Raw genomic sequence first — 26,561 nt, forward strand, 5'->3', positions numbered from 1 at the left:
GGGGATCCGTGCGAGCGCGACCCGGAGCTGGTCCGCCGCGACGTCGCCGAGGGCTATGTCTCTGCCGACGCCGCCCGCAGGATCTACGGGATCGAGGCCGTCCGATGAACGACGTGGTCATTGTCAACTGCACGGTAACCGACGCCCGCGCCGGCGGCGCACCTTCGGGTGCGGCACCGGCCGGGGCCTCGAAGAGCGCCGAGGGGCGGATCGCGGACGCGGCGGTGTGGATCCGGGACGACCGGATCGCGGCCGTGGGTCCCCGCGAGCAGGTCCTGGAGCGGGTGGGGGAGGCCCAGCGGCTCGATCTCGACGGCGCGTACCTCACCCCAGGCCTGGTCAACATGCACACCCACCTGTCCCTGTCGCTGCCCGGCCAGGGCGGCGACAACGTCAAGAACATGACGGCGCACGAACTCGTCCTCTACATGGCCGACGGTGCCCGCCGTACCCTGCGGTGCGGGGTCACCACGGTGCGGTGCGTGGCCGAGAAGGACCACGCCGACTTCGCGCTGCGCCGGGCCATCGAGTCGGGCAGGGCGACCGGGCCGCGCATCTTCACGGCGGGTCAGGCCCTGGTCTGCACCGGCGGCCACGGCCACGAGGCGAACGACACCATGGAGTGCGACGGAGTCGACGGGTTCCGGCGCGGGGTGCGCACCCAGGTCAAGGCGGGTGCCGACCTCATCAAGATCATGATATCCGGCGGCATCGCCGGGGAGCACGAGAGCATCGACACCCCTCAGCTGTTCTCCGACGAGATGGCGGCGGCGCTGCAGACCGCGCATGCCTGGGGTCGGAAGGTCACCGCGCACGCGGGGCCGGCGGCGGTGATCGCCGAGGCCGTCGAGCTGGGCCTCGACTGCGTGGAGCACGGCTACCAGCTCACCCCCGAGGTCGCGAAGAGAATGGCCGAGCGCGGCACCGCCCTGGTGCCGACGCTGCTCGTCACCCGCTGCAAGGAGTTCTTCGACGAACTCGGGGTGCCGGAGTGGATGCAGTGCCGCTCGCTCGGCGCGGGCCCTCGGCACCTGGAGAGCTACGCCATGGCCCTCGACGCCGGGGTGGACGTCCTGCTGGGCAGCGACATGCCGCCGTTCTGGGACTTCGAGGGGACCAACGCCTCGGTACGCGAGCTGGAGTGCATGTCCGAGGGAGGTCTCGGCCCGGCGGGAGCGCTCTACGCGGGCACGCTCGGCCCGGTGCGCTGGCTCGGCGCCGACGCCGACCTCGGCACCGTCGAGGTCGGCAAGTACGCGGACCTCATCGCCATGGACGCGGACCCGCTCACGGACACCTCGGCCTTCCGGGGGGTCCGCTGGGTGATGAAGGGCGGCCGGGTCGTCCGCGACGACCGGTCGGGATGGGAGAAGCAGTGAACGCGATTTTCCCGGGGTCTGAAGACCGGGACATCTGGGTGAGGTACTGGTGAACGGCCCTATGAACGGTTCTGTGCACGACACGGAGACCGCCGCGATCGCGGCGGGCATCGACGACATGTACGACGCCTTCCTCGCGGCGGACCGTCGCCGGTTCGACAGCCACCTGCACGCCGAGGTGACCACCTGGGAGACGCACCTGCCGGGACCGCTGCGTACCCGGTCGGAACTCGACGCCTACCGCGACGAGAGGGACGGCTCGGGTGCCCGTCCCACACTCGACAGGCTGGCCGCCGAGAACAAGCGGATCGACGTGTGGGGCGACGCCGGGGTGGCGCGCTACGTGCTCGTCGCCGAGGCGCCGGGCGAACCCGCGCAGTACAGCCGGGTGACCGACGTGCTGCGCAGGACCGGCGACGACTGGCTCATCGTGCACCACCACTCCGAGCTGGTCGTGCCGTGAGCCGAGGAAGGGACCGACATGGACGACGGTGACGTGACTCCTCCGCTCCCCGAAGGGAGCGGCTCCTCGGTCGAGGCGGGCGACGGCCAGGCCCCGACCGCTTCGAACACCGAGATGGAGCTGTACGACCTGCGGGTCGTGGTCGACCGGATCGAGGGCAGATCCGTCTGCGGCATGGAGGTGGGCGACTGTTTCACGCTGGAGCGGAGCGCGCACCTGCGGCTCCCGGAAGGCAGGCACTTCTGCGTCTACGCGCTCGCCTCGGTCCTGCCGTTCCTCGCCGCCAAGCAGCGCGACCTCGCCCAGGGCGACTGGCTGGCGCAGGACTCCCACTTCAGCTGCCCCGACCCGGAGGAGCGGCTGGTGATGCGGGTCGAGCGGACCCGCCGCCGCCGGATGAACTCCGCCGACCTGACCTGAGGTGATCCCCGATGACCACTGCCGAGATCGGTCTCGGCCTGCAGAGCGACAAGCGGGCCGGCGACTACGCGCGGCTCGCGCGCCGCGCCGAGGAGCACGGCTTCGACGTGCTGAGCGTGTTCGGCGACCTGATGTACCAGCCGCCGATCTTCCCGCTGCTGGAGATGGCCGCCGCCACCGAGAGGGTGCGGCTCGGCGCGGCCTGCCTCAACCCCTACTCGGCGGCGCCGTACGAGGTCGCCGGGCAGCTCGCCGCCCTTGACCTGGCCTCGCACGGCCGCGCCTACCTGGGCCTGGCGCGTGGCACCTGGCTCGGCGCCGTGGGCATCGCCCAGCCCCGGCCGCTGACCGCGCTGGCGGAGGCCGTCGAGGTGGTCTACCGGCTGCTGGCCGGCGACGCCGGAGGGTACGAGGGGGAGATGTTCCGCCTGGCGCCTGGCACCCGGCTGCGTTACCCCGTGCACCGCGCCCGGCCGCCGCTGCTGCTCGGCGCCTGGGGGCCGAAGGGCGCGGCGCTGGCCGGGCGGATCGCCGACGAGATCAAGGTGGGCGGCAGCGCGAACCCGGCGATGGTCGGGGTGATCCGTGAGCGGGTCGCGGCCGGGGCGACGGCGGCCGGACGCGACCCGGGTGAGGTGGGCGTCGTCCTGGGCGCGGTGACGGTCGTGGACGTCGACGGCGCCGCGGCCAGAGCCAGGGCGCGCAGCGAGGTCGCCATGTACCTCGCGGTGGTCGCCGACCTCGACCCGACCGTGGAGATCCCGGCCGACCTGCTCGGCCGGGTCAAGGAACTGGTCGACGACGGCAGGGACGAGGCCGCCGGACGGCTGATCCCCGACGACCTGCTCGACCTGTTCGCCTTCTCCGGTGACCCGGAGCAGGTCGCCGCGCAGGCACAGGCCCTCATCGACGCGGGCGCGCACCGGGTGGAGTTCGGCACGCCGCACGGCCTCACCGACGACCGTGGCGTGGAGTTGCTGGGCACCGAGGTGCTGCCGTTGCTGAACCGCGCGCCGAGGAGGGCGGCGGTGTCCATGGGTGACGCTCCGTCATCCTGAAACCGGATTCCCGTAGAACCTTTCGTCCGCAAAGCGCGCTGCCCGAATCGTCTCGCACTCTCAATTTCACTTGAGTTCAGCATGAGTGAACATTGGCTGGGAAGAAGGAGACGATGTGATGAGCGAGCGTGCCGGAGGTCCGGCGATCAGGACGTCGGCGTGATGGCCGCGCGGGCCGAGGACCTCCGCGATCCGAGCGCAGCCGGCTCGGCGGGGTCCGGCCGGGGCGGAGCCGAGGGCTCCGGCGGTTCCGCCTGGCTCGGCGCGCCGCGCGCTCCCGGCGTGTTCGGCGAGGACGGCGAGTTCGGTGAGCGGGCGGCGCTGGCGGCCGACGCCGGGGACGCCGTCTGCCGTCGCGAGGAGTTCCTGCTGCCGCCCGCCCCCGCCTCCTGCGGGTACCCCGAGGTCGCCTACTTCGCGGGCAACTCACTCGGCCTGCAGCCCCGCGCCGTCCGCGCCGCGCTCTCCGCCGAGCTGGACGACTGGGCGCTGCACGCGGTCGAGGGGCACCACCGGGCGGCACACCCCTGGCTGCCCTACCACGCCGAGCTGCGCGAGGACGCCGCCGCGCTGGTGGGCGCGGCCCCAGAGGAGACCGTGGTGATGAACTCCCTCACGGTCAACCTGCACCTGATGATGGCCACCTTCTACCGCCCGGCGGGCGAGCGCACCCGCATCGTCATCGAGGACCACGCCTTCTCCTCGGACAGCTACGCGGTGCGCAGCCAGGCGGTCCACCACGGCCTCGACCCCGACGAGACGGTGGTCCGGCTGCGCCCCCGCCCCGGCGAGGACTGCCTGCGCACCGAGGACATCGTGGACTACCTGGCCCGCGAGGGGCACCGGGTGGCGCTCGTGCTCCTCGGCGGGGTCAACTACCTGACCGGAGAGTTCCTCGACATCCCCGCCGTCACCGCCGCCGGGCACGCGGCCGGGTGCGTCGTCGGCTGGGACCTCGCGCACGCCGCGGGGAACGTGCCGCTGGCGCTGCACGACTGGGACGTGGACTTCGCGGCCTGGTGCTCGTACAAGTACCTCAACGCCGGTCCCGGCGCCGTCGCGGGCTGCTTCGTGCACCGGCGCCACGTGACCGACCCCGAGCTGCCACGGCTGGCCGGGTGGTGGAGCACCGAGCAGGCGACCCGCTTCGAGATGCGACCCGAGCTCGTCCCGGTGCCCACCGCCGACGCCTGGCAGATCTCCAACCCGCCGATCCTGGCCATGGCACCGGTCAGGGTCTCGCTGCGGATGTTCGCCGAGACCGGGATGGCGGCGCTGCGGGAGCGGAGCCTGGCGCTCACCGGCTACCTGGAGCGGCTGCTCGCCGAGGTCGCCCGCGACCGCCCGCTGGAGATCGTCACACCCGCCGACCCGGCCAGGCGCGGAGCACAGCTCTCCCTGCGGGTGATCGGGGGCACTGACGCCGCCGCCGCCGACGCCGCTGCCGTCGCCGCCCGGTTGCACGAGACGCACGGCGTCCTCGCCGACGTGCGGCGGCCGGACGTCATCCGGCTGGCCCCCGTGCCGATGTACTCCACGTTCCACGACTGCTGGCGGGCGGCCGCCGCGCTCGCCGAGGAGGTGAACCCGGTATGAGCGCCCGTGGTGAGGTCGCCGTGGTCGGCGCCGGGCTGGTCGGCTGCCTGACGGCCTGCTACCTGGCCCGCCGGGGCTACCGGGTCACCCTGTACGAGCGCAGGTCCGACCCGCGCCAGGCGACGCCGGAGCGCGGGCGCTCGATCAACCTGGCGCTCTCCGAGCGGGGGATCGACGCGCTGCGCGGGATCGGGCTGGACGAGGCGGTGCTGAAGGCCGCGCTGCCGATGCCGGGCCGGATGGTACACGCCCCGGACGGCACGCTCGGCTTCCAGCCGTACAGCGCCGGAGGGCAGCGGGCGATCAACTCCATCAGCCGCTCCGAGCTCAACCGCACGCTGCTGGAGGCGGCCCTGGCCATGCCCGGGGTCCGCGCCCTCTTCGAGCACCGGCTGACCGGGCTCGACGTCGACTCGGGGCGGATGGACTTCGACACGCCCGCCGGGCCCGTCACCCACAGCGCCCCGGTCGTGCTCGGTGCCGACGGCGCCTACAGCGCGGTACGCGGGCGGCTGCAACTGCTGCCCGGCTTCGACTTCAGCCAGGACTACCTGGACTACGGCTACAAGGAACTGACGATCCCGGCACGCGACGGCGGGTTCGCCCTCGATCCCGGCGCGCTGCACATCTGGCCGCGCGGCAAGGCGATGATGATCGCGCTGCCCAACCCGGACAGGTCCTTCACCTGCACGCTGTTCTGGCCCAAGTCGGGGCCCGGCAGCTTCGAGGAACTGGACACCGTGGAGCGGTTCGAGGAGTTCTTCGCCGCCAACTACGCCGACGCCCGCGCGCTCATGCCCGACCTCGCCGGTGACTACGCCCACAACCCGATCGGGCACCTGGTCACCGTGCGGGCACACCCCTGGCAGGTGCGCGGCACCGGTGCCGTGGTCGGCCTGCTCGGCGACGCCGCCCATGCCATCGTCCCCTTCTACGGCCAGGGCGCCAACTGCGGCTTCGAGGACTGCGTGGAACTCGACCGCTGCCTGCGGGAGACCGGCGACGACTTCCCCGAGGCCCTCGCCCGGTACGGCGCCCGCCGCAAGGAGCACGCCGACACCATCGCCGAACTCGCGCTCGCGAACTTCGTCGAGATGCGCGACAAGGTCGCCTCCCGGACGTTCCTGCTGGGCAAGCGCGTCGAGCACGGCCTGGAGCGGCTGCTGCCAGGCCGCTACACCTCGCGCTACGAGCTCGTCTCGTTCAGCACCGTGCCGTACGCCGAGATCCAGCCGCGCATCTCCCGCCAGCGCCGGGCGGTCGCCGCCGGAGCGCTCGGCGCGCTGGCCGTGGCCGGGCTGGCCGTGTCGGCGATCCGCGCCCTGCGCCGGCACTGACCGCGGCTCCGCCGCGGGTCCGCCCTCGCGAGTGCGCGAGCGGCGGAGAAGGTCAGAACAGCCGAGGGGTCACCACGGACACGACGGTGGTGACCCGGTCGGTGTCGTTGAACATGCTGTGCGGGACCGTCGACCTCAGGTGGACGCTGTCGCCCGGGTGCAACCGGTGCTCGACGCCGTCGACCTCGTACAGCAGCTCGCCCTCCAGCACGAAGGCGAACTCCTCACCGGCGTGCCCGTAGGAGTTCTCCCGCCTGCCGCCGGGCGCGATGTGCACCAGCAGCGGTTCGAGCACCAGGTTCGGCCCCCTGGCGGAGAGCATGCGGTAGGTCTGCTGGCCCGAGATGTACTCGGTGGCGGCCGTCGCGGAGCGGGTGAGCGTGAAGTGGCTCGGCAGCGGGGAGGCCGATGGCTGCCTCTCCTCGGTCTCTCCCTCCGGCGGGGCGTCGTTGAAGAACTCCGCCACGCTCCGGTCGAGCGCCGTGGCCACGCTGTTGAGCGCGGTCAGGCCGATGGAGGAGATGCCCCGCTCGACCTGGGAGAGGAACCCGATGGAGAGCCCGGAGTGGGTGGCGAGACCGCGCAACGTCAGGCCGCGCTCCTTGCGGAACTGCCGCATCCGGGCTCCGACGGCGCCTTGGCGGTCCGGCTCCTCACCGCCATGACGCTCCGATGTGCCCACCCGCGGCTCCCTCCGTCAAGCGGCATGGCCGCCTGTTCGCTCTAGCTAAACATATTTCATAACAAGAGTCGTCCTTCGTCAAAAGGAAGTGGGAAATGGCAGACGGTGATGGGCAGGGCGGCGCGGTTTCAGTGGCTCCGCTTGAGCATCGCGTCCGCGAGCGCGTCGGCGGCCTCGCCGAGCCGGCGGCCCACCGCGTCGAGCCGTGACAGCAGCTCGCGCCTGCGCAGGGTGTCCATGTCCAGCGGTTCGGCGAACAGTTCGGCGAGCCGGGCCTGGTAGAGCTGGCGGACCCGGCTGCACGCCTTGCGCGTGTCCAGCACGGCCATGGTGACCGAGCCCGGGGCGTCGATCATCTTCAGCACGGCGCCCTCCAGTTCGTCGAGGCCGTCGATCACCGCCTGCAGGGGCTCGACCGCGAACCGCAGGTCCTCCGGGCCGAACAGGTCGAGCTCGCGCACATAGTCACGGAGCTGGTCCAGCACGTCGTCGATCGAGCGCGAGATCCGGAACAGGTCCTCCCTGTCGATGGGGGTCGCCAGCACCCGCCGCAGTATCCGCACCAGCTCGGCCCGCGCCTCGTCCCCCTCGTGCTCCACCTCCGCCATCCGGGCGCGCGCGACGGACCGCTCGATCTCGCCGGCCGCGGTCGAGCGGGCCAGTTCGGCTCCCGCCCGCGCGACGGCGACCTGGCCCCTCACCAGTCCGACGATCCGCCGCCCCGACCGGCCGCGCAGGTCGTCCCAGGCGCGCGCGAACCTCCGGGTGCGACCGTCCTTGCCGCTCACATCAGTCTCAGCGCGAGACCGCCGAGGCAGCCCAGCGCCATTGACGACGGCAGCGTGACCAGCCATGCCGTACCCACGTTCACGACGCCCTGCCATCGCACTCTCCTCATTCCCTCACTTGCCGCCGATCCGACCACCCCTGCGGTGATCGACTGAGTCATGCTCACCGGGCTTCCCAGAGCCGAGCTGCCGAGGACGGCGCCGGTGGCCGCCACCTCCGCGGAGACGATGTGCAGCGGGCGGGTGATGACCAGCCCGCGGCCCAGCCGCCCTCCGACACGGATCAGGCTGGTCAGCGCACCGGCGAGGAAGAGCGCCACCAGGGCGGCCATCCACGCCGGCGGGACCTCGATGGGACCGACCCCGCCGAGCCCGCCGCGGCCCACGCCGACCGCCACGCTCACCACCGCGATCATCTTCTGTCCGTCGTTCAGCGCGTACGCCGCGCACTGGGCCGTGTAGGCCAGCAGGTGGGTGCCGGACACCAGCCGCGACATGCGGCGGTAGGAGGGCACCCGGCGCGAGACGGCCCCCAGCAGGTAGCCCAGGACCAGCCCGGCCATGGGCGCGCAGGCCCCGATCGCCAGGACGGCGCCCAGGTCGGTCCAGGAGACCGGTAGTCCGGCACCGAGCCCCGCGCCGCCGATGCCTCCGATCACCGCGAGCGTCAGGCTGGTCGGCAGTCCTCTGCCGGTCAGCGCCGCGACCACCGCCACCGCGACCACCACCCCCACCAGGAACGCCGCCGCGCCGCCGCTCGTGCCGAGCCCGGCCAGCCGCTCGGTGAAGGTGCGCGCGACGGTCACCCCCAGCAGGTAGGGGACGCCGAAGAGCACGACCACGAGGATCGCGGCGGCTGCCCATCCGGGGAAGCGGGGGAACCTGAGCCCGAGGCCGATGAGGGTGGCGCCGTCGTTGGCGCCGCTGACCAGCACGAAGAGGATCGCCACGGCGGCGAACGCCAGAGTCCATCCCATCAGAGGCGGTGCCGCCGGTCGTGCTCGGCGCCTGCTGGACACTCGCGTACCGGGTGGCCCGCCGTCATGTGCCTTCCCCGCCCCGGCCGGTGCCGGTCGCGCGGACGGTGGTTCCCGGCGGCACGCCGGGGTCGTGGAGGTGGCGGCCGATCGGCTCCTCGACAGGAGCGGAGCAGGCGCCTTTGTGACCAAGGTCCGGCAGAACCGCACGCATGATGAACTCCTCACCCCGGGAAGCTTCAGTTTCAGGTTAACAGAAGGTAAACAAACGGGGGCATGTGCCGCTGATCGGAAGACCTGTCGTAGCGGTTCACCAGGGGAAACCGGAAGGTGGGCGGCAGCGCGCGGGAAGGGCGGCGGGTTGTTACGATCGGTCGGTGCCTGACCGGGGGAGGCGGGGAGTGGGCGAGCGCCCATACGTGCTGCTGAGCTGCGCGATGTCCGTCGACGGCTACATCGACGACCGTACGCCGCAGCGGCTGCTGCTCTCCAACGACGAGGACTTCGACCGGGTCGACGAGGTCCGCGCCGGCTGTGACGCGATCCTGGTCGGGGCGGGCACCGTCCGCCGCGACGACCCCCGGCTCCTGGTCAGGTCGCCGGAGCGCGGGCGGGAGCGGGTCGCGCGCGGCCTGCCGCCGTCCCCGGCGAAGGTGACGCTGACCGCCACCGGGGACCTCGACCCGGCCGCCGCCTTCTTCACCGCCGGTGACCCGGAGAAGATCGTGTACGCCGCGTCACCCGCCGTGGCGAAACTCACCGTCCGTCTCGCGGGAGCCGCGGAGGTGGTCGACGCGGGAGAGCCGATCGATCTCGACCGGGTCCTCGCCGACCTGTACGGGCGGGGAGTGCGCCGTCTGATGGTCGAGGGCGGCACCTCCGTCCACACCCGTTTCCTGCGCCAGGACCTGGTGGACGAACTCCACCTCGTCGTCGCCCCGTTCTTCGTCGGGGACCCCGCCGCCCCGCGTTTCGTCCTGGAGGGGGACTTCCCCCGGGACCGCCACCGCAGAATGGACCTGGCGGAGGTCCGCAGGATGGGCGACGTCACCCTGCTGCGGTACCTGCTGGCCTGACACGCACCGTCTACCGGGAGGTCCGGATGAACGACCACGACTGGCTGGGGCTGGCATGCGACCTGGCGAGGCTGTGCCCGCCCTCCGAGACGGCCTTCTCCGTCGGCGCCGTGGTCGTCTCCGCGGACGGTGAGGAGATCTCCCGCGGCTACTCGCGGGAGGGCGATCCCCACGTCCACGCCGAGGAGTCGGCGCTCGGCAAGATCTCCCCGGACGATCCCAGGCTGGCCGGGGCCACGGTCTACAGCAGCCTTGAGCCGTGCAGCGCGCGCAGTTCGCGCCCCAGGACCTGCACCCGTCTGATCCTGGACAGCGGCGTCCGGAGAGTGGTGCTGGCGTGGCGGGAGCCGCCGCTCTTCGTCGACTGCCACGGGGCCGAGGAGCTCGCGGAGGCGGGGGCGACCGTGGTGGAGATCCCCGAGTTGGCCGGGCTCGCCCGTCGGCCCAACGCGCACCTCCTGCCCGACATCCCCGGCTGACCGGTTTCCCTCGCTCTCCGCGCTTCGCGAACCAACGGGCCGTCGGACTCGTCTCAGGAAGCACGCCCTCCCGTAAGGCGGGCGTTCCGCAGACCGCCGACACATCGGCCGCGCCCGGCCCGGGGCCATCGTGCCTGGCGTGGTCGCCCGTACAAAGGACGACCCCATCGATGAGCGACTCCCTCCGTCTTCCCTCCGGGGCCCCCGCGGACGCCCCCTTGCACGTCGCCGACCTGTTCGACCCGAGCGAGCTGGACGCCGCGATCGCGGCCGGTCACGTCCGCGGGCAGAGCCACCCGGACGAGCCGCTGCGGATCCTCAACTACACCGAGAAGGCCCAGGTGGAGCGAGCCTGGAACGCGGCGACCCTCGCCTGCCGCGGGCTGATCGTCGACGACGAGGGCGGGATCGTCGCACGGCCGTTCCGCAAGTTCTTCAACTACGGTGACCCGCTGGCCGGGGAACTGGATCTGTCGGCGGAGGCCGTGGTGGTCGACAAGCTGGACGGATCGCTCGGTGTCCTCTACCCGACCTCGTCCGGTCCCGCCGTCGCGACCAGGGGCTCCTTCACCAGCGACCAGGCCGTACACGCCACGAACCTGCTCCGCGACCGCTACGGCGACTTCGTCCCGCCGCAGGGGCTGACGGTCCTGTTCGAGATCGTCTACCCGGGCAACCGGGGTGTCTGCCACTACGGCGACACCGACGACCTGTTCCTCATCGGGGCTGTGGAGACGGCCACCGGCAGGGTCCTGGCACCCGGCGAGATCCAGGGCTGGCCCGGGCCGTCGGCCCGGGTGTTCCCCGTCGCGGCCCTGTCGGACGCGCTCGCCATGCCGCCCAGGCCGGGTGCGGAGGGGGTGGTGGTACGGCTGGTCGGGACCGGCCGGATGCTGAAGGTCAAGCAGGCCGACTACCTGAGGCTGCACCGTATCCTCGCCGGTCTCAACGCCCGCGTCGTGTGGGAGGAGCTTGACGCGGGTAAGAGCGTGGCCGACATCTGCGAGCGGCTGCCGGACGAGTTCCACGGCTGGGTCCGCGACCTCGCCGGACGGCTCGGCGGCCGTGCCGACGAGATCGCCAAGGAGGCCGAGTCGGCCCACGAGCGGATCGTCGCCACGCTGCCGGAGGGCTGGGGGCGCGGCGAGTACGCCGCCGTCGCGGCCCGCTCACCGATGAGGAAACTGCTGTTCCTGCTCCTGGACGGCAAGGACCCGCGTCCGACGGTGTGGAGGTCGCTCCGGCCCTCGGGTGACGACCGCCCCGTCCAGCTCGGCGAGGACACGGCCTGACGTTTTCCGGCTCTCGCCTACGCGAACTTCTCCGAGCGGCCGATCCTCCGGCGCGGCCCGCCGAGCCGGGGGCCGTGCTTCCCGGGTGAACCCCGCGGATCCGCGAGGCCGGAACCCGTCGATCGGCCATGGGTCTCCCGCCGGAGCTTCGGGGCTTTTGAGCCGCTGCCCTTTCGAAGGGGCGGATAAACCATCGGGTGGCCACTCAGGGTGATGTTCTTTAGTCATAAATCCCCTTAACTGAATTTATGTCCGATTCTTCTGTTTGAAGGGCATCACTGTTGGTAGTCAGTAGATGTCGGACGGGAGGCCAAATTCAATGAGATTTATCGGCATAAAGGGGACTTTTGGCGATCTAGCGGTACCCCTCGCCGTCGACGCCCCCCGCGGCGCTCCCGAGCGCCCCGGACCCGCCTCGGTGGACCCACCGGTGTCCCGGCGATGACCGGCACCGTGACCGGCACCGAGACCGGCACCGAGACCGGCACCGTTCTCGTCGCCCGTCTGGACAACGCGGGCGAGGTCCTGCTGGCGGGGCCCGCGATCCGCGCGGTGGCCGCGGGCGCGCGGCAGGTCGTGCTGCTCACCGGGCCGCGGGGCCGGCCCGCGGGCGAGCTGCTGCCGGGGGTGTCGCGGGTGGTGGAGTGGCGTGCGCCGTGGATCGACCCCACCGCGCCGCCGGTGACCGGCCCGCACGCGCTGAGACTGCTGCGGATCATCCGGGACACGGCCCCCGAGCAGGCACTGATCCTCACCTCGCTCCACCAGTCCCCGTTGCCGCTGGCCCTGGTACTCAGGCTGGCGGGCACGCCGAGGGTCGCCGCCGTCTCCGCCGACGACCCGGGCTCGCTGCTCGACGTGCGGCACCTCGTCGACGAGGACGTGGACGTGCCGGAGAGCGAGCGCATGCTCGGGCTGGCCAGGGCGGCCGGGTTCGAGCTCCCGCGCGGAGATTCGGGGGGACTCGCCGTACGGCACCCGTTGCCCGAGGTTCGCCACCTCACCGGGCCGCCGGGGTACGTGGTCGTGCATCCCGGCACCTCGGTCCCCGCCAGGGCATGGCCCGCGGAGAGGTGGGCGCGCGCGGTTCGGGACCTCGTCCGCTCGGGCCGCAGGGTCGTCGTGACCGGTGGCCGGGACGAGCACGGGCTCACCGCGCGGATCGCCGCGGGTGCCGGGCAGCACGGTCTGTCGCCGGGACCCGTCTTCGCGGGCGGCTGGACGGGCGGCGGGCCCGCCCGGCTGCGCGGCTGGAGGGTGGACGAGCCCGCCTTCACCGCCGGCTGGGTCGACGGGACCTGTGCCGCGACGGGCGGCCGGAACTGGAACGGCCCCTCGGCCGCGTACGGCGGGCAGCGGGGAAGGTCCGTCGTCGACCTGGGCGGCAGGACCACCTTTCCCGAACTCGCCGCGGTGCTCGCCGGGGCGTGCGCCGTGGTCGTCGCGGACGCGGGGCCCGCCCACCTCGCGGCGGCGGTCGGCACGCCGGTCGTCAGCCTGTTCGCCCCGCTGGCCCCCGCGGGCCGCTGGGCGCCGTACGGCGTGCCGGTGGTGATCCTCGGTGACCAGCGGACCCCCTGCCGGGTGACCCGGGAGGGTGCCTGCGCCGTCGCCGGTCATCCCTGCCTGTCGTCGGTGCCGAGCGCGCGGGTCGTCGAGGCGGTCGACCACCTGACCCCCGTCAGGGAGACGATCAGATGAGCACCGCTCCGGCCCGGGCGAGTCTCCGCGAGACCGGTGCCGCCGCCGGGCCCGAGGCGGACCGCCCGGTCATGGTGGTACTGCGCGGGCTGGGACTCGGTGACCTGCTCACCTCGGTCCCCGCGCTGCGCGCCCTGCGCCGCTCCCACCCCGGCCACCGGATCGTGCTGGCCGCGCCTTCCGCGCTGGCGCCCCTGGTGCCGCTGATCGGCGCGGTGGACGAGGTGTGCGACGTGTCGGGGCCAGGCCACGTACCGCCGCTCGGCCGGCGCGTCGACATCGCGGTCAACCTGCACGGCGCCGGCCCGCGCGGCATCGCCGCGCTCCACCGCACCGCCCCGGCCCGGCTGCTGACCCACTCCCACCCCGCCTTCCCCGGCGCGCGCGGACCGGTCTGGCGGGACGGCGTGCACGAGGTGCGGCGCTGGTGCGACCTGCTCGCCTGGTACGACATCACGGCCGACCCCGCCGATCTGGGGCTCCGGCGTCCCGCTCTCCGCGAGGAGGAGTCGCGGCCCGTCGTCGTCCACCCCGGGGCAGGGTACCCGGCCAGGCGCTGGCCGCCGGAGCGGTTCGCGCTGGTGGCCGCGGGCCTGCGGAGGAACGGGTACGAGGTGGTGGTCACCGGGAGCGCGGGGGAGCGGGACCTCGCCGAGCGGGTGGCCATGCTCGCCGGGCTGCCGCCCTCGTGCGTGCTCGCCGGGCGCACCGGGCTGCGCGAGCTGGCCGCGCTGGTGGCCAGGGCCAGGCTGGTGGTCTGCGGGGACACCGGGGTGACCCATCTGGCGGCCGCGTTCGCCACGCCCTCCGTGGCGCTGTTCGGCCCCGTCGCACCCGCCGTGTGGGGCCCTCCGGAGACGGGACCGCACGTCGTCCTGTGGGCGGGCGGCCACGGCGACCCCTACGCCTACCGGCCCGATCCGGGTCTGCTGGAGATCGGTGTCCGGGACGTCCTCGGCGCCGCGGCGCGGCTGCTGGAGGTGGTGCCCCGGGTGTGGCGCGGGTCAGGCCTGGCCGTGGGCGTCGGCCCGGACCAGGCGCAGGAAGGCCTTGAGCCCGGTGATGACCTCGTGGTTGTCGGTGAGACCGTCCACGGTGTCCTCGAAACGCCGGGCGAGCCCGGTGATCCGGCGCTCCAGGGCCTCGTCGCCGTCGCGCAGGTCGGCGCCGAGCGTTCCGACGTCCTCCCGGAGCCGCTCGGCCGACTCGGTCAGCGCGGTCACCTCGGCGGCCAGGCCGTCCACCCTGGCGGCGAGCGAGACGATGTCCTCGCGGGGGTGGCGGGCCTCGCTCATCAGCGTGGTGACCCGATCGCGCAGGTGGGACAGGTAGGCCCCGGCCGGACGGAAGCAGGTGCTCAGCAGGTAGAAGCCGGCGAAGTAGTAGCCCACCGAGGCGCCGGATAGGTAGGTGATGACGGCCAGGATCACCGCGGAGAGGAGGTGACCGCCGATGGCGAACCGGCGCATCCGCCCGGCGATCTCCAGCGCCTCGGCCTCGTGCCCCTCGGGCACCTGGATGCCGCGCTCCCTGGACACGTGGATCTCGTGGACCACCTGGCGTGCCCCGAAGTAGAGGTTCCACGGCAGGGTGAGGAGCACGATCAGCCAGATCAGGCTGATCGCGCCGAGCCCGAGCGACAGGAACGTGGAGAGCGGGACGTCGGCGTACACGAGCAGCCACGCCGCGACCACCGTGCTGACGAGCGCGACCAGGAAAATCCACCATTTCATGAACTGAGAATTTCGAAGATCGCCAAGCCGAGGGAGAGCGTACGCACTCAGCGGCGGCTGAGCACTCCTACTCAGATTGCGGAGTCGTCCGGGGTTTCCGGAGAGCCGCCGATGAAGGTGTGCAGGGCCGGATCGCCGAGCACCTCGGCCATCTCGGCCGCGTGGCGCACCGCCGGCGGTTCGAGCGTGAGCCGGGCGGTCCTGACGGTTTCCGCGTCCATGGCCGGACGAGTGTCCCACGACCGCCGATCGGCCCGGGCTCGACGGGGCACGGGCCTCCCCGGCGGAACCGCGGCGCCGGAGCCGCACGCGGTCAGGCCGGGTTGACGGAGCGGTCGACGCTGCCGGGGGCCAGGACGTGTTCGATGACCATGACGGCGGCGCCGATCACGCCCGCGCGGTCGCCCAGCTCGCTGCCGGTGATCGTCAGATGCTGGGTGGCCAGCGGCAGCGACCTGCTGTAGATCACCTCGCGAAGGCCGGCGAGCACCTGCTCCCCGGCCTCGGAGATGTCGCCGCCGACCACGATCACCGAGGGGTTGAAGAAGTTGACGATCGAGGCGAGCACGTCGCCGACCTCGCGGCCCGCCTGCCGGATGAGCTGGACGGCCTGGGTGTTGCCGCCGCGCACCAGACGGACCACGTCGCGGCTGTCCTCGGCCGTCACCCCGGCCGCGCAGAGTTTGGCCGAGATGGCGGCGCCGCTGGCGACGGCCTCCAGGCAGCCGACGTTGCCGCAGCGGCAGACGGTGTCGAGGGCCGAGGCCACCTGGATGTGGCCGATGTCGCCCGCCGCGCCCTGGGCGCCCCGGTGCAGGCGGCGGTCGCTGATGATGCCGCAGCCGATGCCGGTGCCGATCTTGACGAAGATGAGGTGGTCGGCCTCGGGGCGGGCGGCCCAGTGCTCGCCCAGCGCCATGATGTTCACGTCGTTGTCGACGAGGACGGGCGCGCCGAGGCGCGAGCCGAGCCACTCCGGGACGGGGAAACCGTCCCAGCCCGGCATTATCGGCGGGTTGACCGGGCGTCCCGAGCTGTGCTCGACCGGGCCGGGGAGACCGACGCCGATGCCGCAGATCTCCTCGGGGCGGTGGCCGGTCTCGGCGAGCATCTCCTCGAAGGTGTGCTGGAGCCAGCCGAGCGTCTCCTCGGGGCCGCGGTCTATCGGCACCTCGGCCGCGCGCTCCGCCAGGACCGTGGTGCCGAGGTCGGTGACCGCCACCCGGGCATGGGTGGCGCCGAGGTCGGCGGCGAGGACGACGCGGGCGGTGCGGTTGAACGTGAAGGCGACGGCGGGCCGGCCTCCCGAGGAGATGGCCTCCTCGGTCGGGACGATCCACTGCCGGCTCAGCAGCGCGTCGAGGCGCTGGGCCAGGGTGGACCTGGCCAACCCGGTCAACTGGATCAGCTCGGCCCGCGTCCTGGCCCGACCGTCGCGCATGATGTTCAGAAGCGCCCCCGCGCCGGCGATCGAGCCGTTCGCTTCGCTAAGCATGCGCACAGTCAACACTCCTTGTTTCCGCCACGTCAAAGCGACTTACGCCCTCCACCTGCCCCATTATGCCTATTGGTGATTTTCTTTTGCTTAGTCATCGACATAAGGGAGCCCGCGTGCCCGCGGGAGGTCAGGGCCGGGCGTCCCCGCCCGTCGCGCCGGGGGGCCGGCCGAGGCGCCTGAAGAAGGCGGCCACCGCGTAGGGGTCGACGGGGTCGGTGAGCAGCTCCAGCATCTCCTGCCTCCGCTCCGGGGCGACCTTGAACGGGTGGCCGAACACGTGCGGGCTCTCCCCGTCGCCCAGCAGCCGGGTCAGCATCAGGTCTCCCGGCAGCGCCTGCCCGGAGAGCAGCTCGTCGGCCAGCGTCACCCGCCCCCCGTCCCCGTCTCCGCCCTCGGCGGCGGCCACGGTGATCTCGTGCCCGGAGACGTCGAGGACCTCCCACAGGCGCAGCGGCGTCCGCCGCCACGACTCCAGCAGTGCCACCTCGTCGTCGCGCAGCCACTCGGCGCGCGCGTCCAGGAACTCGCCGACCACGTCGTTCTCGAACAGGGCCAGGTCCGCCAGGGCGGGCTCGGCCACCCGGACGCTCAGCGCGATCAGGTCCTCGATCAGCCGCCTGCGGGCCGGGCGGTAGGCGTACGCGAGCAGCTGCCGGTACAGGTGCGCGGCGCGCTCGGGCAGCGGGGCGCCGGGGTCGGTGCGGCACGCGGCGTACTCGGCCGCGTCGTGCACGGCCGGAGCCAGGCCGGGGGCCAGGGAGAGCACCTCGGAGATCAGCCCGGACGCCTCGAACGAGCGGCCCTCGCCCTCGGCGGACCTGGCGATCAGCAGCAGCGCGGCCGGTTCGGTGCGGGGCAGTGCCTCGACCAGTGCCGGGCCGAGCGGTTCGCGCTCCACCTCGTCGGCGATCCTCGCCAGCACCGTGTCGGAGCGGGACAGGTAGGTGACGGCCTTGGAGAGGTCGGTGCCCTCGCCGTAGGTGCGCAGCGCGCTGCGCACCAGGGCCAGCCTGATGATGTCCAGCGGCGCCAGGTCGGCGACCGACGCCGTGTCCCACGGCGCCCCCACGATGCCCACCCTGCCGCCGCGCACCTCCAGCGAGGCGTTGCGCAGCAGCGGGGCCAGCGGCGGCAACGGATCGGCGAACGTCTCCGGGGCCTTCATCAGCAGCTCCAGGACCACCACGTCGACCGGTACGCCCGGGCTGGGCTCCAGCCCCTCCGCGAAGGCGCGCAGCGCGTCGAGGGCCTGCTCGCCGAACTCCTGGACGACCCGCATCACCCGTTCCGCCGGAACGTCGTCCAGCTCGACGGCCGACAGTTCCAGGACGCCGTCGCGCAGGCGCAGCGCGATCACCTGCTCGGGCTCCAGGCGGGCCAGCCAGCCCTCGGGGCCGGTCAGGGCGGGCTCCCCGGTGTCGAGGGAGGTCAGCACCCGGCCGCCCCCGGCCAGCGGCACCCCGTCGCCGTCGGCCAGCCGCGCCCACAGCCGCAGGTCGTCGGAGGCCGGCAGCACCCCGCTCGCCAGCTCGGCCCGGGTGACGAGGTGCGTCAGCACCGCGCCCTCGCTCAGCCTCAGAAGGTCGCTCATCCCCCCATTGTTCTCGACGTCCGGGCATGGCGACGCCGCCCTCCCCTCCACGAGGTCGCGCATGCTCGTGGAGGGGAGGGCGTCCGGGACACCTCCCCGGGATCTGCTCGGGATGGGCGATCCCCGGGGCCCGTGTGTGCCCGGAGTGTTCCCCGCCGGACTCGATCGAGCCCGGCGGGGAGACCCCTTACGGCCTGGTCAGGCCGAGGGTGTAGGAGCCGGAGCCGCTGTAGGCGTGCACCCGTACGCGGTAGGTGCCCGCGGTGCCGCTGTAGGTGAAGGCCTCGTCGGGGTTGGGGGAGGTTCCGCTGGCCACGGTCGTCCAGGTGGAGCCGCTCAGCTTCTGCAGGTAGGCGTCGTAGTCGGTGCCGTTGGGCCCGTCCAGGCAGACGCGGTGGACGCCCGCGGCGGCGCTGTAGCCGGCGGTGCCGGGCTGGTAGGCGTTGGCGTTGGACGTCAGCGAGCCGGTGTAGGAGCTCTGGTAGCCGCTGCAGCCGGTGGGCGGGGTCCCGCTGGTCACCAGGGTGAGCCCGTACGCCGACAGGATCTCGTTGATCGGCTGGTGGTAGGTGGTGCCGCCGACGGTGCAGTTGCCCGAGCCGCCGGAGGTGACGCCCTGGGCCTGGCTGCCGGAGATGTAGGAGCCGCCGGAGTCGCCGGGTTCGGCGCACACGGTGGTGCGGGTCAGGCCGGTGATGGTGCCCTCGGGGTAGGTGACGCTCGTGTTGTGCTGGCTGATGGTGCCGCAGCGGTACTGGGTGGTGGAGCCGGAGCGGCAGATGGAGCTGCCCACGACCTGCTGGGTGGAGCCGGTCACCGGAAGGATGCCCGCGCTGTAGCCGTTCACCACCCCGGTCGGGGTCCAGTTGGAGTTGACCGCGACCCACGCGTAGTCGTTGCCGGGGAAGGACGAGCCCTGGAAGGTGCCCTGGGCGACCTGGTTGTAGCCCTGGGTGGCGGTGCCGGCCGTGCCGCAGTGGCCGGCGGTGGCGAAGCCGCCCTGGCCGCCGCGGGTGACCGAGAAGCCGACCGAGCAGCGTCCGCCCATGTAGAAGGCGTCGCCGCCGCGGACGTCGTAGAGCGGCCTGGGCTTCTCCTGCGAGGCCTCGACGCGGACGAGTGCCTTGTCCACGCCGCTGCCGTCCACGAACGCCTGCGCCTCGGCGACGTCACCGGCCAGCACGACGACGCTGTTGCTCCGCACGTCGACGTACCAGGACGGGACCGACCTCGGTGCGGAGGCCACGAGCCGGTCGAGCCGCTCCTTGGCCATGTCGAGCGTGGCCAGGGAGTTCTTGAAGAGCTTGACCTCCGCGCCCGACCTGGCGAGCGACGCGATCTTGGTGGAGTCGTTGGTGGCGACCACGAGGTCGGAGGTGGGGCCGGTCACCCAGGCTCCGGCGAAGGAGGTGCCGAGCCGCCCGCGGAGGACGGGCTCGACCTTGGCGGCGGCGGCCTCGTTGACCAGCCGGGCCGCGGCCTGCTCGCCGGTACCGCCGAGGTCGCGCCGGATGGCGTCGACCAGGCCCGGAGACGGCTTGGCGGTGGCCTCCACCAACGTTCGGGCCTCAGCGAGGGTGTAGGGGGCGGCGGTCTCGCCAGGTCCCTGATGGGCGATGGCGGGGGTGGCCACCATGGCGACGGCGAGCGCGAAGCCCGCTGTCACGGCACTTCTGCGGAGCATGGGTTCTCTCCTCATGTGGGGGGTGCCGTAAACGTAACGGTGTGCACATGAGGCTCACCTCTACCGAATGTCCCCTACCGTCACGTTATGGAGAGGTGCCCAGCCCGGGGTTGTCGACCAGCCAGGCGGCGTACCGCCTGCTCCGCCCGACCGCGTCGGCGTGCGCGGCCTTCGCGTGTTCGAGGATCGCCGCGGCGGCTCTGGCGGTGGCCGCCTCCGGGTGCCAGCCGAACAGCTGCCGCCAGCGCAGCGGGGCCCCGGCCAGCGGCACCAGCTTCAGCCCCTCGGCGGGCTGGAAGGTCGCCTGGCAGAGCGCGGCGGCGCGGCCGACCTTGGCCAGGTGCATGCAGGTGGCCACGTCGGTCTCGTAGATGGTCTTGGGGGTGAAGCCGGCGCGGGCGCAGGCCGTGGCGAAGCAGTCGCCGAAGCAGCTGTCGCCGGGGGTGACGGTCCACTGCTCGTCGGCCAGCTCGGCCAGTTCCACCTCCTCTCTGTCGACCAGCGGATGGTCCTCGTTGAGCAGTACGAAGACCGGGTCGGTGCCCACGGTCGACCACACCACCGGCCCCTCCACCGGCGGCGGGCTCTCCCCGCAGGCGCCGATGAACGCGAAGTCGATCCGGCCCAGCATCACCATGGTGGTGAGCTCCTTGGCGGACCAGGAGGTGTGGGTGCTCACGGGAGTGGACGGCCAGGCGGTGGCGAGGCGGTCCATCAGGCCGCCGAGTATCGGGCCGTTGGTGGCGCCCAGCCGGTAGCTGGGGATGTCGGCGTTCGCGTTGGCGAATCGAAGCGCCTCCTCCTGGAGTTCCCGGGCCGCGGGCAGGAGCACCATCGCGCGTGACAGGACCAGCTCCCCCAGGGGCGTGGGCCGCGCGCCGTTGTGGTCACGTTCGAAAAGAGCTCCCCCGAGGACCCGCTCTATTCGTTTGAGCTGTGCCGTCAGTGCGGGTTGGGCCAGTCCGAGGTGGGTGGCGGCCTTGGTGACGCTACCGGCCTGCGCCACCGCGCGCACGATCTTGAGGTGTCGGAGCTCGAGATCCATACCGGGAACGTAAGGCCGCTACGTTATGCCTGCAATGCAAACTTGTCATGAAATATGACTCAATTTTGTCGAATCGTTCCAAAAGGGGTTCTGGTCCGGAAATCAGGGCATCTTGGGGCGACCGTTGGCGCCTGCCGGGGGCCGAATCCAGAAGATCCCGATTCTCATGGTGGACAGTCGGCGCCGGTGTCCGGCATCCGAGATTTCCGCGATTCGGATTTCACCCGCGTTTCGGGCGCCGGGCACGCCGATATCCGGCGTCCGGGATTCCCGTACGGGCGAAAGAGGCGGACGCGCCGACGTCCGCCGTCATGCTCAGCGAGGGGCCGCTGGGTTCGCCCGGCGGGTGAATCGCTTCCCTGTCACGGGTCCGGGCCGGTCAGGGCTGGGAGGCGCCGCGGCGGGCGGCCTGCCGGGAGGCGATGATCCTCTCCAGCTGTGCCGTCAGGGCGGGTGCCCCTGGACGGTTGTCGATCTCGTCGTGCGGCACGACGGGTGGTTCGTCCACCCTGATGGCCCGCAGGTAGTCCTCGAAGCGGTCGAGCTTGCCCGCGTCCCTGGCGAGCCCCCTGGCCTCCAGCCGGGAGCGCAGCGCCGCGCCGTCCGAGCGGACCCAGAGGAGGTGTACGGGCGGCCCGCCCAGCCGCCCGACCCAGCGCTCCCACACCGCCGCGTCGTGTACCTGGGTGGTGAAGGGACCTTCCAGTATCACCGGGCAGCCGTGCGAGCGGATCTGCCGGGCGACCTCGGTCAGCCCGTCGTACTCGTACCGCTTGATGTGCTCGTCGTACCAGGGGCCTTCGCGTTCCCCGTCGTCGCGGCCGTGGGCGCGGAGGGTGGCGGCGACGAAGCCGCCGTAGACGGTGTCCTTGTCGAGCAGCGCGGGAGGTGGGTCGAGCAGCGCCGGCAGCGCCGCCGCGACCGTCGACTTCCCCGCTCCCGGGGGCCCGCTCACCACCCAGAGCGGTGCCGCCCCGTCCGCGCCCATCTCGCTCTCAGTCCTTCCAGGCGCCGGCCACGCTCTCCGCGACGGCGGGCGCCTGGGCGAGGCCGGCCTGGAAGGCGGGGCGCCACAGGGCCGGGTCGAGGACGTTGACGCCGAACACGGCGACCGACGCCTCGTCGGGGACGATGTGCGCCACCGCCGCGTCCCCCAGCTCGGCCAGCTCGGCCTCGAAGCGCGCCCTCGGTGAGACGTGCGCCAGCGGTTCCAGGATGACCACGGCCGAGCTGCCCGCCGCCAGGTCGGCGTTGGTCGCCGAGCGCACCCCGCCGTCCATGTAACGGCGCCCGCCGATCTCCACCGGCGGGAACACACAGGGGACCGCGCAGCTGGAGGCGACCGCGGACACCAGCGGCGCCCCCGAGTCGCGTTCCCAGACCACGAACTCGCCGGTCGCCGCGTCGACCGCGGTGATCAGCAGGCGGCGCTCCGGCCACTCCTTGACGGGCAGCCGGTCGCCGATCGTCTCGATCCTGGCGCCGGTGTCCTTGGTGGCCAGGGCCAGCTCGCCGACCCGGCGCCGGGCCTCCCGCGGCTCCAGGGACGGGTCGTACAGCACGCCGAAGGCGGCCATGACCGCCTCCATGTCCACCGCGGAGACGGTCGCGGACTCGGTGTCCGCCTGGACGCCGACCGAGCTCTCCAGGTCGACCTCGGTGGCGACCAGCGTCCCGACCACCGAGCCGGCCGAGGTGCCGACCACCAGGTCGGCCTCTCCCAGCTCCAGTCCCGCCTTGCGCAGGCCCGTGATGATCCCCGCCTCCCAGGCGATGCCCGCCACGCCTCCGCCACCCAGTACCAGTGTTCTCGTCATGCGGCCTATTCTTACCCGAATATCCCTCTGGAGCCGAGGGGAGGCGGCTGGGCGAGCTCCGGTGAACGGGCAGGCCGATAACCTCAATGTAAGTTGAGGTCAAGATAGACTGCCCTATGCCCAACAATCCGGAGATAACCATCGGCCAGCTCTCCTCGCGCAGCGGGGTCGCCGTCTCCGCCCTGCACTTCTACGAGGCCAAAGGTCTGATCCGCAGCCGCCGCACCGCGGGCAACCAGCGCCGCTTCTCCCGTGACACGCTGCGCAGGATCGCCTTCATCCGGGTCTCCCAGCGGGTCGGGATCCCGCTTCGGACCATCCAGGAGGCGTTGTCCGCGCTTCCCGACGGGCGGACCCCCACCCGGGAGGACTGGGCGAGGCTCTCGGCGATGTGGCAGGACGAGCTCGACGACCGCATCAGGCAGCTCGAACGCCTCCGGCACGGGCTGACCGAGTGCATAGCCTGCGGCTGCCTCTCGCTGGACCGCTGTGCGCTGGCCAACCCGGACGACGTGGCCGCGGCGAGCGGGCCGGGCTCGCGGCTGATGGTCGCTCCCCGCCGGGAGAGCGCCCCCGGCTGCGGGTCGGAGTAGCCCGGGGTGGACGCGGTGGGCGGGACACCTCCCCGGCCGCCGCCCTCTCCGTGCGGTACGCGGTGATCCGGCACGGGTTTGTTAGTTGTCTGTTCAAACTATTGACGGCGCGGGGTCCGGCATGTGAACCTCTGGGCGTTCATGCACGCGCATCATGGGCGGTTGAAGGTCAGGGCCCCGTCACCTGATCGTGCATGGCGGTTTGTCCGTTGCATTGCGAAGGGAAGCCGTACATGCGAAGAAGGCTGTTCAGCATGCTCACCGCCGCGGCGGTGGCGTGCGCGTCGGTCGGCGTGGCCGTCGCGGGCGGGGTCGCCCCGGCGTCCGCGTCCGGGACCGCCGCCACCGCCGCCACCGCCGAGACGTACACCTGGAAGAACGTCAGGATCGACGGTGGCGGGTTCGTGCCGGGGATCGTGTTCAACCAGAAAGAGAAGAACCTGATCTACGCCCGCACCGACATCGGCGGCGCCTACCGCTGGGAGCAGGCGAGCAAGACCTGGACTCCGCTGCTCGACTGGGTGGGCTGGGACAAGTGGGGCTACAACGGTGTGGTCAGCCTGGCCACCGACCCGGTGGAGACCAACCGGGTCTACGTCGCCGCCGGGATGTACACCAACAGCTGGGATCCCAACAACGGCGCCATCCTGCGCTCCGCCGACAAGGGCGCGACCTGGCAGGCCACCGCGCTGCCGTTCAAGCTCGGCGGCAACATGCCCGGCCGGGGGATGGGCGAGCGGCTGGCCGTCGATCCCAACAAGAACAGCATCGTCTACCTCGGCGCGCCCGACGGCAACGGCCTGTGGCGCAGCACCGACAAGGGCGTGACCTGGGCCAAGGTCACCTCCTTCACCAACCCGGGTGACTACGCCGCCGACCCCTCCGACCCCAACGGCTACCTCAGCCACCGCCCCGGCGTGGTCTGGGTGACCTTCGACCCGAGCTCGGCGACCGCGGGCAACACCACGCAGAAGATCTACGTCGGCGTCGCGGACAAGGCGAACACCGTCTACAGCTCCTCCGACGGCGGGACCACCTGGAGCAGGGTGGCCGGGCAGCCCACCGGCTACATCGCGCACAAGGGCGTGCTCGACCACGTCAACCACACGCTCTACATCGCCACCAGCGACACCGGCGGCCCGTACGACGGCGCCAAGGGCGACGTGTGGAAGCTCAACACGACCACCGGCGCCTGGACCCAGATCAGCCCGGTTCCCTCCAGCTCGGCCGACGACTACTTCGGCTACAGCGGTCTCACCATCGACCGGCAGAACCCCGGCACGATCATGGTCGCCACCCAGATCTCCTGGTGGCCGGACGTCATCTTCTTCCGCTCCACCGACTCCGGGGCGACCTGGACCCGCGTCTGGGACTTCACCTCCTACCCGAACCGTAGCTTCCGCTACACGATGGACATCTCCTCCTCGCCGTGGCTCACCTTCGGGGCCAACCCCCAGCCGCCGGAGACGACGCCCAAGCTCGGCTGGATGACCGAATCGCTGGAGATCGATCCGTTCGACGGCAACCGCATGATGTACGGCACCGGCGCCACGCTCTACGGCACCGAGGACCTGAAGAAGTGGGACACCGGCGGCCAGTTCACCATCAAGCCGATGGTGAGGGGACTCGAGGAGACCGCGGTCCTCGACCTGATCAGCCCGCCCTCGGGAGCTCCGCTGGTCAGCGGTCTCGGTGACATCGGCGGCTTCCGGCACACCAACCTCGACGCCGTACCGCCCATGATGTTCACCTCGCCCAACTTCACCTCGACGACCAGCCTCGACTACGCCGAGACCAACCCGTCGGTCATGGTCCGCGCGGGCAACTTCACCGACTCCGACCGGCCGAACGACAGCCACGCCGCGTTCTCCACCGACGGTGGCGCCAACTGGTTCCAGGGCACCGAGCCGAGCGGGATCAACGAGGGCGGCACGATCGCGGCCGCGGCCAACGGGTCCAGGTTCGTCTGGGCGCCCAAGGACGTGGGCGTGCACTACTCGGTCGGCTACGGCAACTCGTGGACCGCCTCCACCGGGCTTCCGACCAATGCCGTGGTGGAGTCCGACCGGGTGAACTCCAACAGGTTCTACGGCTTCAGCGCCGGGAAGTTCTACGCCAGCACCAACGGCGGCGCCTCCTTCGCGGCCACCGCCGCGACCGGGCTGCCCACCGAGGGCAACGTCAAGTTCAAGGCCGTACCCGGCCGCGAAGGCGACATCTGGCTGGCCGGGGGATCGACGACCGGTTCGGGCATCTGGCACTCCACCAACGGTGGCGCGTCGTTCACCAAGCTCTCGAACGTCACGAGCGCCGTCAACATCGGCTTCGGCAAGTCCGCCACCGCCTCCGGCTACCAGGCGCTGTACGCGGTCGCCACGGTCGGCGGCGTCAACGGTGTGTTCCGCTCCGACGACGCCGGCGCGAGCTGGGTCAGGATCAACGACGACCAGCACCGGTACGGCAACGCGGGTGAGGCGATCACCGGCGATCCGCGCGTCTACGGCCGTGTCTACCTCGGCACCAACGGCCGAGGCATCCTGTACGCCGACAACGGCGGGGTCGTTCCGCCGGTCGACACCGTCCCGCCGACCAAGCCGGGCACTCCGGTCGCCTCGGCGATCACCTCCTCGGGGGCGACGCTCACCTGGACGGCCTCGACGGACGCCGTCGGGGTGAGCGGTTATGACGTCTACCGTGAGGCCGGGGCGACGGATGTCAAGGTCGGCTCGCCGACCTCGGCGTCGTTCGCGCTGACCGGGCTGACCTCCGACACCTCGTACACCTTCTACGTGATCGCTCGTGACGCCGCGGGGAACAGCTCCACCGCCTCCGACCCGGTGACCTTCAGGACCCTCACCGGGCCGGTCGGCGGCGGCTGCACCGCGACCTACGCGGTGTCCAACTCCTGGCCTGGCGGCTTCCAGGGTGAGGTGACCGTGAAGAACACCGGCACCTCGGCGACCACCGGCTGGACCGTCAAGTGGTCGTTCCCGAACGGTCAGACGATCACCCAGCTCTGGAGCGGTGTGCACACCCAGACCGGCGCCGACGTCACCGTGAAGAACGCGAGCTGGAACGGGGGCCTGGCCGCCGGAGCCTCCACCTCGTTCGGCTTCGGTGCCTCCTGGACAGGTACCAACGGCGTTCCCGCCAACGTCACCTGCACCGCCCCCTGACGGCGCTTTCCGCGCCCACGAACGGTGTTTTCCTGACGGCCTGGTCACCCCGGAGGGGCGGCCGGTGAGGGAGACCTGCCGGTGCGGCCCGTCGCCGAGGCCGGGGGGTCCAGACCGTCGGACGCCCGGGCACTACTCGGCAGGGATAACCTGCAGTTCCCAGAGCGGGCGCGGCG

The 26,561-nt window shown here is 72.1% G+C and carries 26 protein-coding genes; 15 read left to right on the forward strand and 11 right to left on the reverse strand.

Features of this window, described 5'->3' with window-relative positions; all coding sequences use genetic code 11:
- The first annotated feature begins 104 nt into the window (after window positions 1-104).
- The 6 genes from AB0J58_RS38895 to AB0J58_RS38920 all read left to right on the forward strand — a co-directional run bounded on the left by AB0J58_RS38895 (window position 105) and on the right by AB0J58_RS38920 (window position 6,253).
- Entirely contained in the window at window positions 105-1,379 is a 1,275-nt protein-coding gene (locus tag AB0J58_RS38895) for an amidohydrolase family protein (protein ID WP_364225362.1), read from the forward strand.
- A gap of 61 nt (window positions 1,380-1,440) precedes the next feature.
- The gene (locus AB0J58_RS38900; protein WP_364225364.1) at window positions 1,441-1,842 is read left to right on the forward strand and encodes a DUF4440 domain-containing protein; all 402 of its coding nucleotides are present in this window, start codon (window positions 1,441-1,443) and stop codon (window positions 1,840-1,842) included.
- A gap of 18 nt (window positions 1,843-1,860) precedes the next feature.
- Window positions 1,861-2,262 carry a TIGR04076 family protein gene (locus tag AB0J58_RS38905; RefSeq protein ID WP_364225366.1) on the forward strand — a complete coding sequence of 134 codons (402 nt, stop codon included), beginning with the start codon at window positions 1,861-1,863 and terminating at the stop codon, window positions 2,260-2,262.
- Between the two features lie 11 nt (window positions 2,263-2,273).
- The gene (locus AB0J58_RS38910) at window positions 2,274-3,320 is read left to right on the forward strand and encodes an LLM class flavin-dependent oxidoreductase (protein ID WP_364225369.1); all 1,047 of its coding nucleotides are present in this window, start codon (window positions 2,274-2,276) and stop codon (window positions 3,318-3,320) included.
- 162 nt (window positions 3,321-3,482) lie between these two features.
- Window positions 3,483-4,916, forward strand: coding sequence for a kynureninase (gene kynU, locus AB0J58_RS38915; RefSeq protein WP_364225420.1), 1,434 nt, complete (start codon window positions 3,483-3,485; stop codon window positions 4,914-4,916).
- Complete coding sequence (locus tag AB0J58_RS38920) at window positions 4,913-6,253, forward strand: NAD(P)/FAD-dependent oxidoreductase (protein WP_364225372.1); 1,341 nt, start codon at window positions 4,913-4,915, stop codon at window positions 6,251-6,253. Before kynU ends, AB0J58_RS38920 begins: the two co-directional genes overlap by 4 nt.
- A 52-nt stretch (window positions 6,254-6,305) precedes the next feature.
- On the opposite strand, the gene AB0J58_RS38925 is transcribed toward AB0J58_RS38920, so the two are convergent.
- The 4 genes from AB0J58_RS38925 to AB0J58_RS38940 form a co-directional block, all read right to left on the reverse strand.
- Window positions 6,306-6,935: a cupin domain-containing protein gene (locus tag AB0J58_RS38925; protein WP_364225374.1), complete on the reverse strand. Its 630-nt coding sequence runs from the start codon at window positions 6,933-6,935 to the stop codon at window positions 6,306-6,308.
- 128 nt (window positions 6,936-7,063) lie between these two features.
- On the reverse strand, window positions 7,064-7,723 hold the full coding sequence (locus AB0J58_RS38930; RefSeq protein ID WP_364225376.1) for a DUF47 family protein: 660 nt from the start codon (window positions 7,721-7,723) through the stop codon (window positions 7,064-7,066).
- The gene (locus tag AB0J58_RS38935; RefSeq protein ID WP_364225379.1) at window positions 7,720-8,700 is read right to left on the reverse strand and encodes an inorganic phosphate transporter; all 981 of its coding nucleotides are present in this window, start codon (window positions 8,698-8,700) and stop codon (window positions 7,720-7,722) included. Before AB0J58_RS38935 ends, AB0J58_RS38930 begins: the two co-directional genes overlap by 4 nt.
- 64 nt (window positions 8,701-8,764) lie before the next feature.
- Window positions 8,765-8,914 (reverse strand): hypothetical protein, encoded by a 150-nt coding sequence (locus AB0J58_RS38940; RefSeq protein ID WP_364225381.1) that lies wholly within the window; start codon window positions 8,912-8,914, stop codon window positions 8,765-8,767.
- Window positions 8,915-9,101: 187 nt separating this feature from the next.
- Between AB0J58_RS38940 and AB0J58_RS38945 the strand changes: the two genes are divergently transcribed.
- The 7 genes from AB0J58_RS38945 (at window position 9,102) to AB0J58_RS38975 (ending at window position 14,988) form a co-directional block, all read left to right on the forward strand.
- The gene (locus AB0J58_RS38945) at window positions 9,102-9,776 is read left to right on the forward strand and encodes a dihydrofolate reductase family protein (protein WP_364225384.1); all 675 of its coding nucleotides are present in this window, start codon (window positions 9,102-9,104) and stop codon (window positions 9,774-9,776) included.
- Window positions 9,777-9,802: 26 nt separating this feature from the next.
- Window positions 9,803-10,255: a dCMP deaminase gene (locus AB0J58_RS38950; protein WP_364225387.1), complete on the forward strand. Its 453-nt coding sequence runs from the start codon at window positions 9,803-9,805 to the stop codon at window positions 10,253-10,255.
- Between the two features lie 170 nt (window positions 10,256-10,425).
- Window positions 10,426-11,547, forward strand: a complete 1,122-nt coding sequence (locus AB0J58_RS38955) for an RNA ligase (protein ID WP_364225388.1) — start codon at window positions 10,426-10,428, stop codon at window positions 11,545-11,547.
- A gap of 441 nt (window positions 11,548-11,988) precedes the next feature.
- Entirely contained in the window at window positions 11,989-13,248 is a 1,260-nt protein-coding gene (locus tag AB0J58_RS38960; protein WP_364225391.1) for a glycosyltransferase family 9 protein, read from the forward strand.
- Window positions 13,245-14,654, forward strand: coding sequence for a glycosyltransferase family 9 protein (locus AB0J58_RS38965; RefSeq protein ID WP_364225393.1), 1,410 nt, complete (start codon window positions 13,245-13,247; stop codon window positions 14,652-14,654). Before AB0J58_RS38960 ends, AB0J58_RS38965 begins: the two co-directional genes overlap by 4 nt.
- 46 nt (window positions 14,655-14,700) lie before the next feature.
- Window positions 14,701-14,823, forward strand: coding sequence for a hypothetical protein (locus AB0J58_RS38970; protein ID WP_364155193.1), 123 nt, complete (start codon window positions 14,701-14,703; stop codon window positions 14,821-14,823).
- 15 nt (window positions 14,824-14,838) lie between these two features.
- Complete coding sequence (locus AB0J58_RS38975) at window positions 14,839-14,988, forward strand: hypothetical protein (RefSeq protein ID WP_364225396.1); 150 nt, start codon at window positions 14,839-14,841, stop codon at window positions 14,986-14,988.
- 64 nt (window positions 14,989-15,052) lie between these two features.
- Here the strand turns inward: AB0J58_RS38975 and AB0J58_RS38980 are convergent, their stop codons facing one another.
- The 7 genes from AB0J58_RS38980 to AB0J58_RS39010 all read right to left on the reverse strand — a co-directional run bounded on the left by AB0J58_RS38980 (window position 15,053) and on the right by AB0J58_RS39010 (window position 22,616).
- Complete coding sequence (locus AB0J58_RS38980; protein ID WP_364225399.1) at window positions 15,053-15,202, reverse strand: hypothetical protein; 150 nt, start codon at window positions 15,200-15,202, stop codon at window positions 15,053-15,055.
- 92 nt (window positions 15,203-15,294) lie between these two features.
- Window positions 15,295-16,476 carry an ROK family protein gene (locus AB0J58_RS38985; RefSeq protein ID WP_364225401.1) on the reverse strand — a complete coding sequence of 394 codons (1,182 nt, stop codon included), beginning with the start codon at window positions 16,474-16,476 and terminating at the stop codon, window positions 15,295-15,297.
- A gap of 130 nt (window positions 16,477-16,606) precedes the next feature.
- The gene (locus AB0J58_RS38990) at window positions 16,607-18,070 is read right to left on the reverse strand and encodes a hypothetical protein (protein ID WP_364225404.1); all 1,464 of its coding nucleotides are present in this window, start codon (window positions 18,068-18,070) and stop codon (window positions 16,607-16,609) included.
- 187 nt (window positions 18,071-18,257) lie between these two features.
- Window positions 18,258-19,754 carry a S1 family peptidase gene (locus AB0J58_RS38995; protein WP_364225407.1) on the reverse strand — a complete coding sequence of 499 codons (1,497 nt, stop codon included), beginning with the start codon at window positions 19,752-19,754 and terminating at the stop codon, window positions 18,258-18,260.
- Window positions 19,755-19,839: 85 nt separating this feature from the next.
- Window positions 19,840-20,799 (reverse strand): LysR family transcriptional regulator, encoded by a 960-nt coding sequence (locus AB0J58_RS39000; protein ID WP_343964094.1) that lies wholly within the window; start codon window positions 20,797-20,799, stop codon window positions 19,840-19,842.
- A 379-nt stretch (window positions 20,800-21,178) separates the two neighbouring features.
- The gene (locus AB0J58_RS39005; RefSeq protein ID WP_364225410.1) at window positions 21,179-21,787 is read right to left on the reverse strand and encodes an AAA family ATPase; all 609 of its coding nucleotides are present in this window, start codon (window positions 21,785-21,787) and stop codon (window positions 21,179-21,181) included.
- Between the two features lie 7 nt (window positions 21,788-21,794).
- Window positions 21,795-22,616, reverse strand: a complete 822-nt coding sequence (locus AB0J58_RS39010; protein ID WP_364225413.1) for a patatin-like phospholipase family protein — start codon at window positions 22,614-22,616, stop codon at window positions 21,795-21,797.
- Window positions 22,617-22,732: 116 nt separating this feature from the next.
- Here AB0J58_RS39010 and soxR point away from each other — a divergent pair, with 116 nt between their 5' ends.
- Together soxR and AB0J58_RS39020 are read left to right on the forward strand one after the other, a co-directional pair.
- Window positions 22,733-23,209 carry a redox-sensitive transcriptional activator SoxR gene (gene soxR, locus AB0J58_RS39015; RefSeq protein WP_364225415.1) on the forward strand — a complete coding sequence of 159 codons (477 nt, stop codon included), beginning with the start codon at window positions 22,733-22,735 and terminating at the stop codon, window positions 23,207-23,209.
- A 233-nt stretch (window positions 23,210-23,442) separates the two neighbouring features.
- A complete protein-coding gene (locus AB0J58_RS39020) occupies window positions 23,443-26,385 on the forward strand; it encodes a cellulose binding domain-containing protein (protein ID WP_364225418.1) in 2,943 nt (980 codons plus the stop codon).
- Window positions 26,386-26,561: the final 176 nt, after the last annotated feature.

The sequence above is a fragment of the Streptosporangium sp. NPDC049644 genome (genome assembly GCF_040675205.1).
Taxonomy (GTDB): domain Bacteria; phylum Actinomycetota; class Actinomycetes; order Streptosporangiales; family Streptosporangiaceae; genus Streptosporangium; species Streptosporangium fukuiense.

Coding starts and splice junctions, on each gene's coding strand:
- AB0J58_RS38895 (WP_364225362.1), top strand. CDS start 105: ATGAACGACGTGGTCATTGTCAACTGCACGGTAACCGACGCCCGCGCC.
- AB0J58_RS38900 (WP_364225364.1), top strand. CDS start 1,441: ATGAACGGTTCTGTGCACGACACGGAGACCGCCGCGATCGCGGCGGGC.
- AB0J58_RS38905 (WP_364225366.1), top strand. CDS start 1,861: ATGGACGACGGTGACGTGACTCCTCCGCTCCCCGAAGGGAGCGGCTCC.
- AB0J58_RS38910 (WP_364225369.1), top strand. CDS start 2,274: ATGACCACTGCCGAGATCGGTCTCGGCCTGCAGAGCGACAAGCGGGCC.
- kynU (WP_364225420.1), top strand. CDS start 3,483: ATGGCCGCGCGGGCCGAGGACCTCCGCGATCCGAGCGCAGCCGGCTCG.
- AB0J58_RS38920 (WP_364225372.1), top strand. CDS start 4,913: ATGAGCGCCCGTGGTGAGGTCGCCGTGGTCGGCGCCGGGCTGGTCGGC.
- AB0J58_RS38935 (WP_364225379.1), bottom strand. CDS start 8,700: ATGGGATGGACTCTGGCGTTCGCCGCCGTGGCGATCCTCTTCGTGCTG.
- AB0J58_RS38940 (WP_364225381.1), bottom strand. CDS start 8,914: ATGCGTGCGGTTCTGCCGGACCTTGGTCACAAAGGCGCCTGCTCCGCT.
- AB0J58_RS38950 (WP_364225387.1), top strand. CDS start 9,803: ATGAACGACCACGACTGGCTGGGGCTGGCATGCGACCTGGCGAGGCTG.
- AB0J58_RS38955 (WP_364225388.1), top strand. CDS start 10,426: ATGAGCGACTCCCTCCGTCTTCCCTCCGGGGCCCCCGCGGACGCCCCC.
- AB0J58_RS38960 (WP_364225391.1), top strand. CDS start 11,989: ATGACCGGCACCGTGACCGGCACCGAGACCGGCACCGAGACCGGCACC.
- AB0J58_RS38965 (WP_364225393.1), top strand. CDS start 13,245: ATGAGCACCGCTCCGGCCCGGGCGAGTCTCCGCGAGACCGGTGCCGCC.
- AB0J58_RS38970 (WP_364155193.1), top strand. CDS start 14,701: ATGGCGAACCGGCGCATCCGCCCGGCGATCTCCAGCGCCTCGGCCTCG.
- AB0J58_RS38980 (WP_364225399.1), bottom strand. CDS start 15,202: ATGGACGCGGAAACCGTCAGGACCGCCCGGCTCACGCTCGAACCGCCG.
- AB0J58_RS38985 (WP_364225401.1), bottom strand. CDS start 16,476: ATGCTTAGCGAAGCGAACGGCTCGATCGCCGGCGCGGGGGCGCTTCTG.
- AB0J58_RS38990 (WP_364225404.1), bottom strand. CDS start 18,070: ATGAGCGACCTTCTGAGGCTGAGCGAGGGCGCGGTGCTGACGCACCTC.
- AB0J58_RS38995 (WP_364225407.1), bottom strand. CDS start 19,754: ATGCTCCGCAGAAGTGCCGTGACAGCGGGCTTCGCGCTCGCCGTCGCC.
- AB0J58_RS39000 (WP_343964094.1), bottom strand. CDS start 20,799: ATGGATCTCGAGCTCCGACACCTCAAGATCGTGCGCGCGGTGGCGCAG.
- AB0J58_RS39005 (WP_364225410.1), bottom strand. CDS start 21,787: ATGGGCGCGGACGGGGCGGCACCGCTCTGGGTGGTGAGCGGGCCCCCG.
- AB0J58_RS39010 (WP_364225413.1), bottom strand. CDS start 22,616: ATGACGAGAACACTGGTACTGGGTGGCGGAGGCGTGGCGGGCATCGCC.
- soxR (WP_364225415.1), top strand. CDS start 22,733: ATGCCCAACAATCCGGAGATAACCATCGGCCAGCTCTCCTCGCGCAGC.
- AB0J58_RS39020 (WP_364225418.1), top strand. CDS start 23,443: ATGCGAAGAAGGCTGTTCAGCATGCTCACCGCCGCGGCGGTGGCGTGC.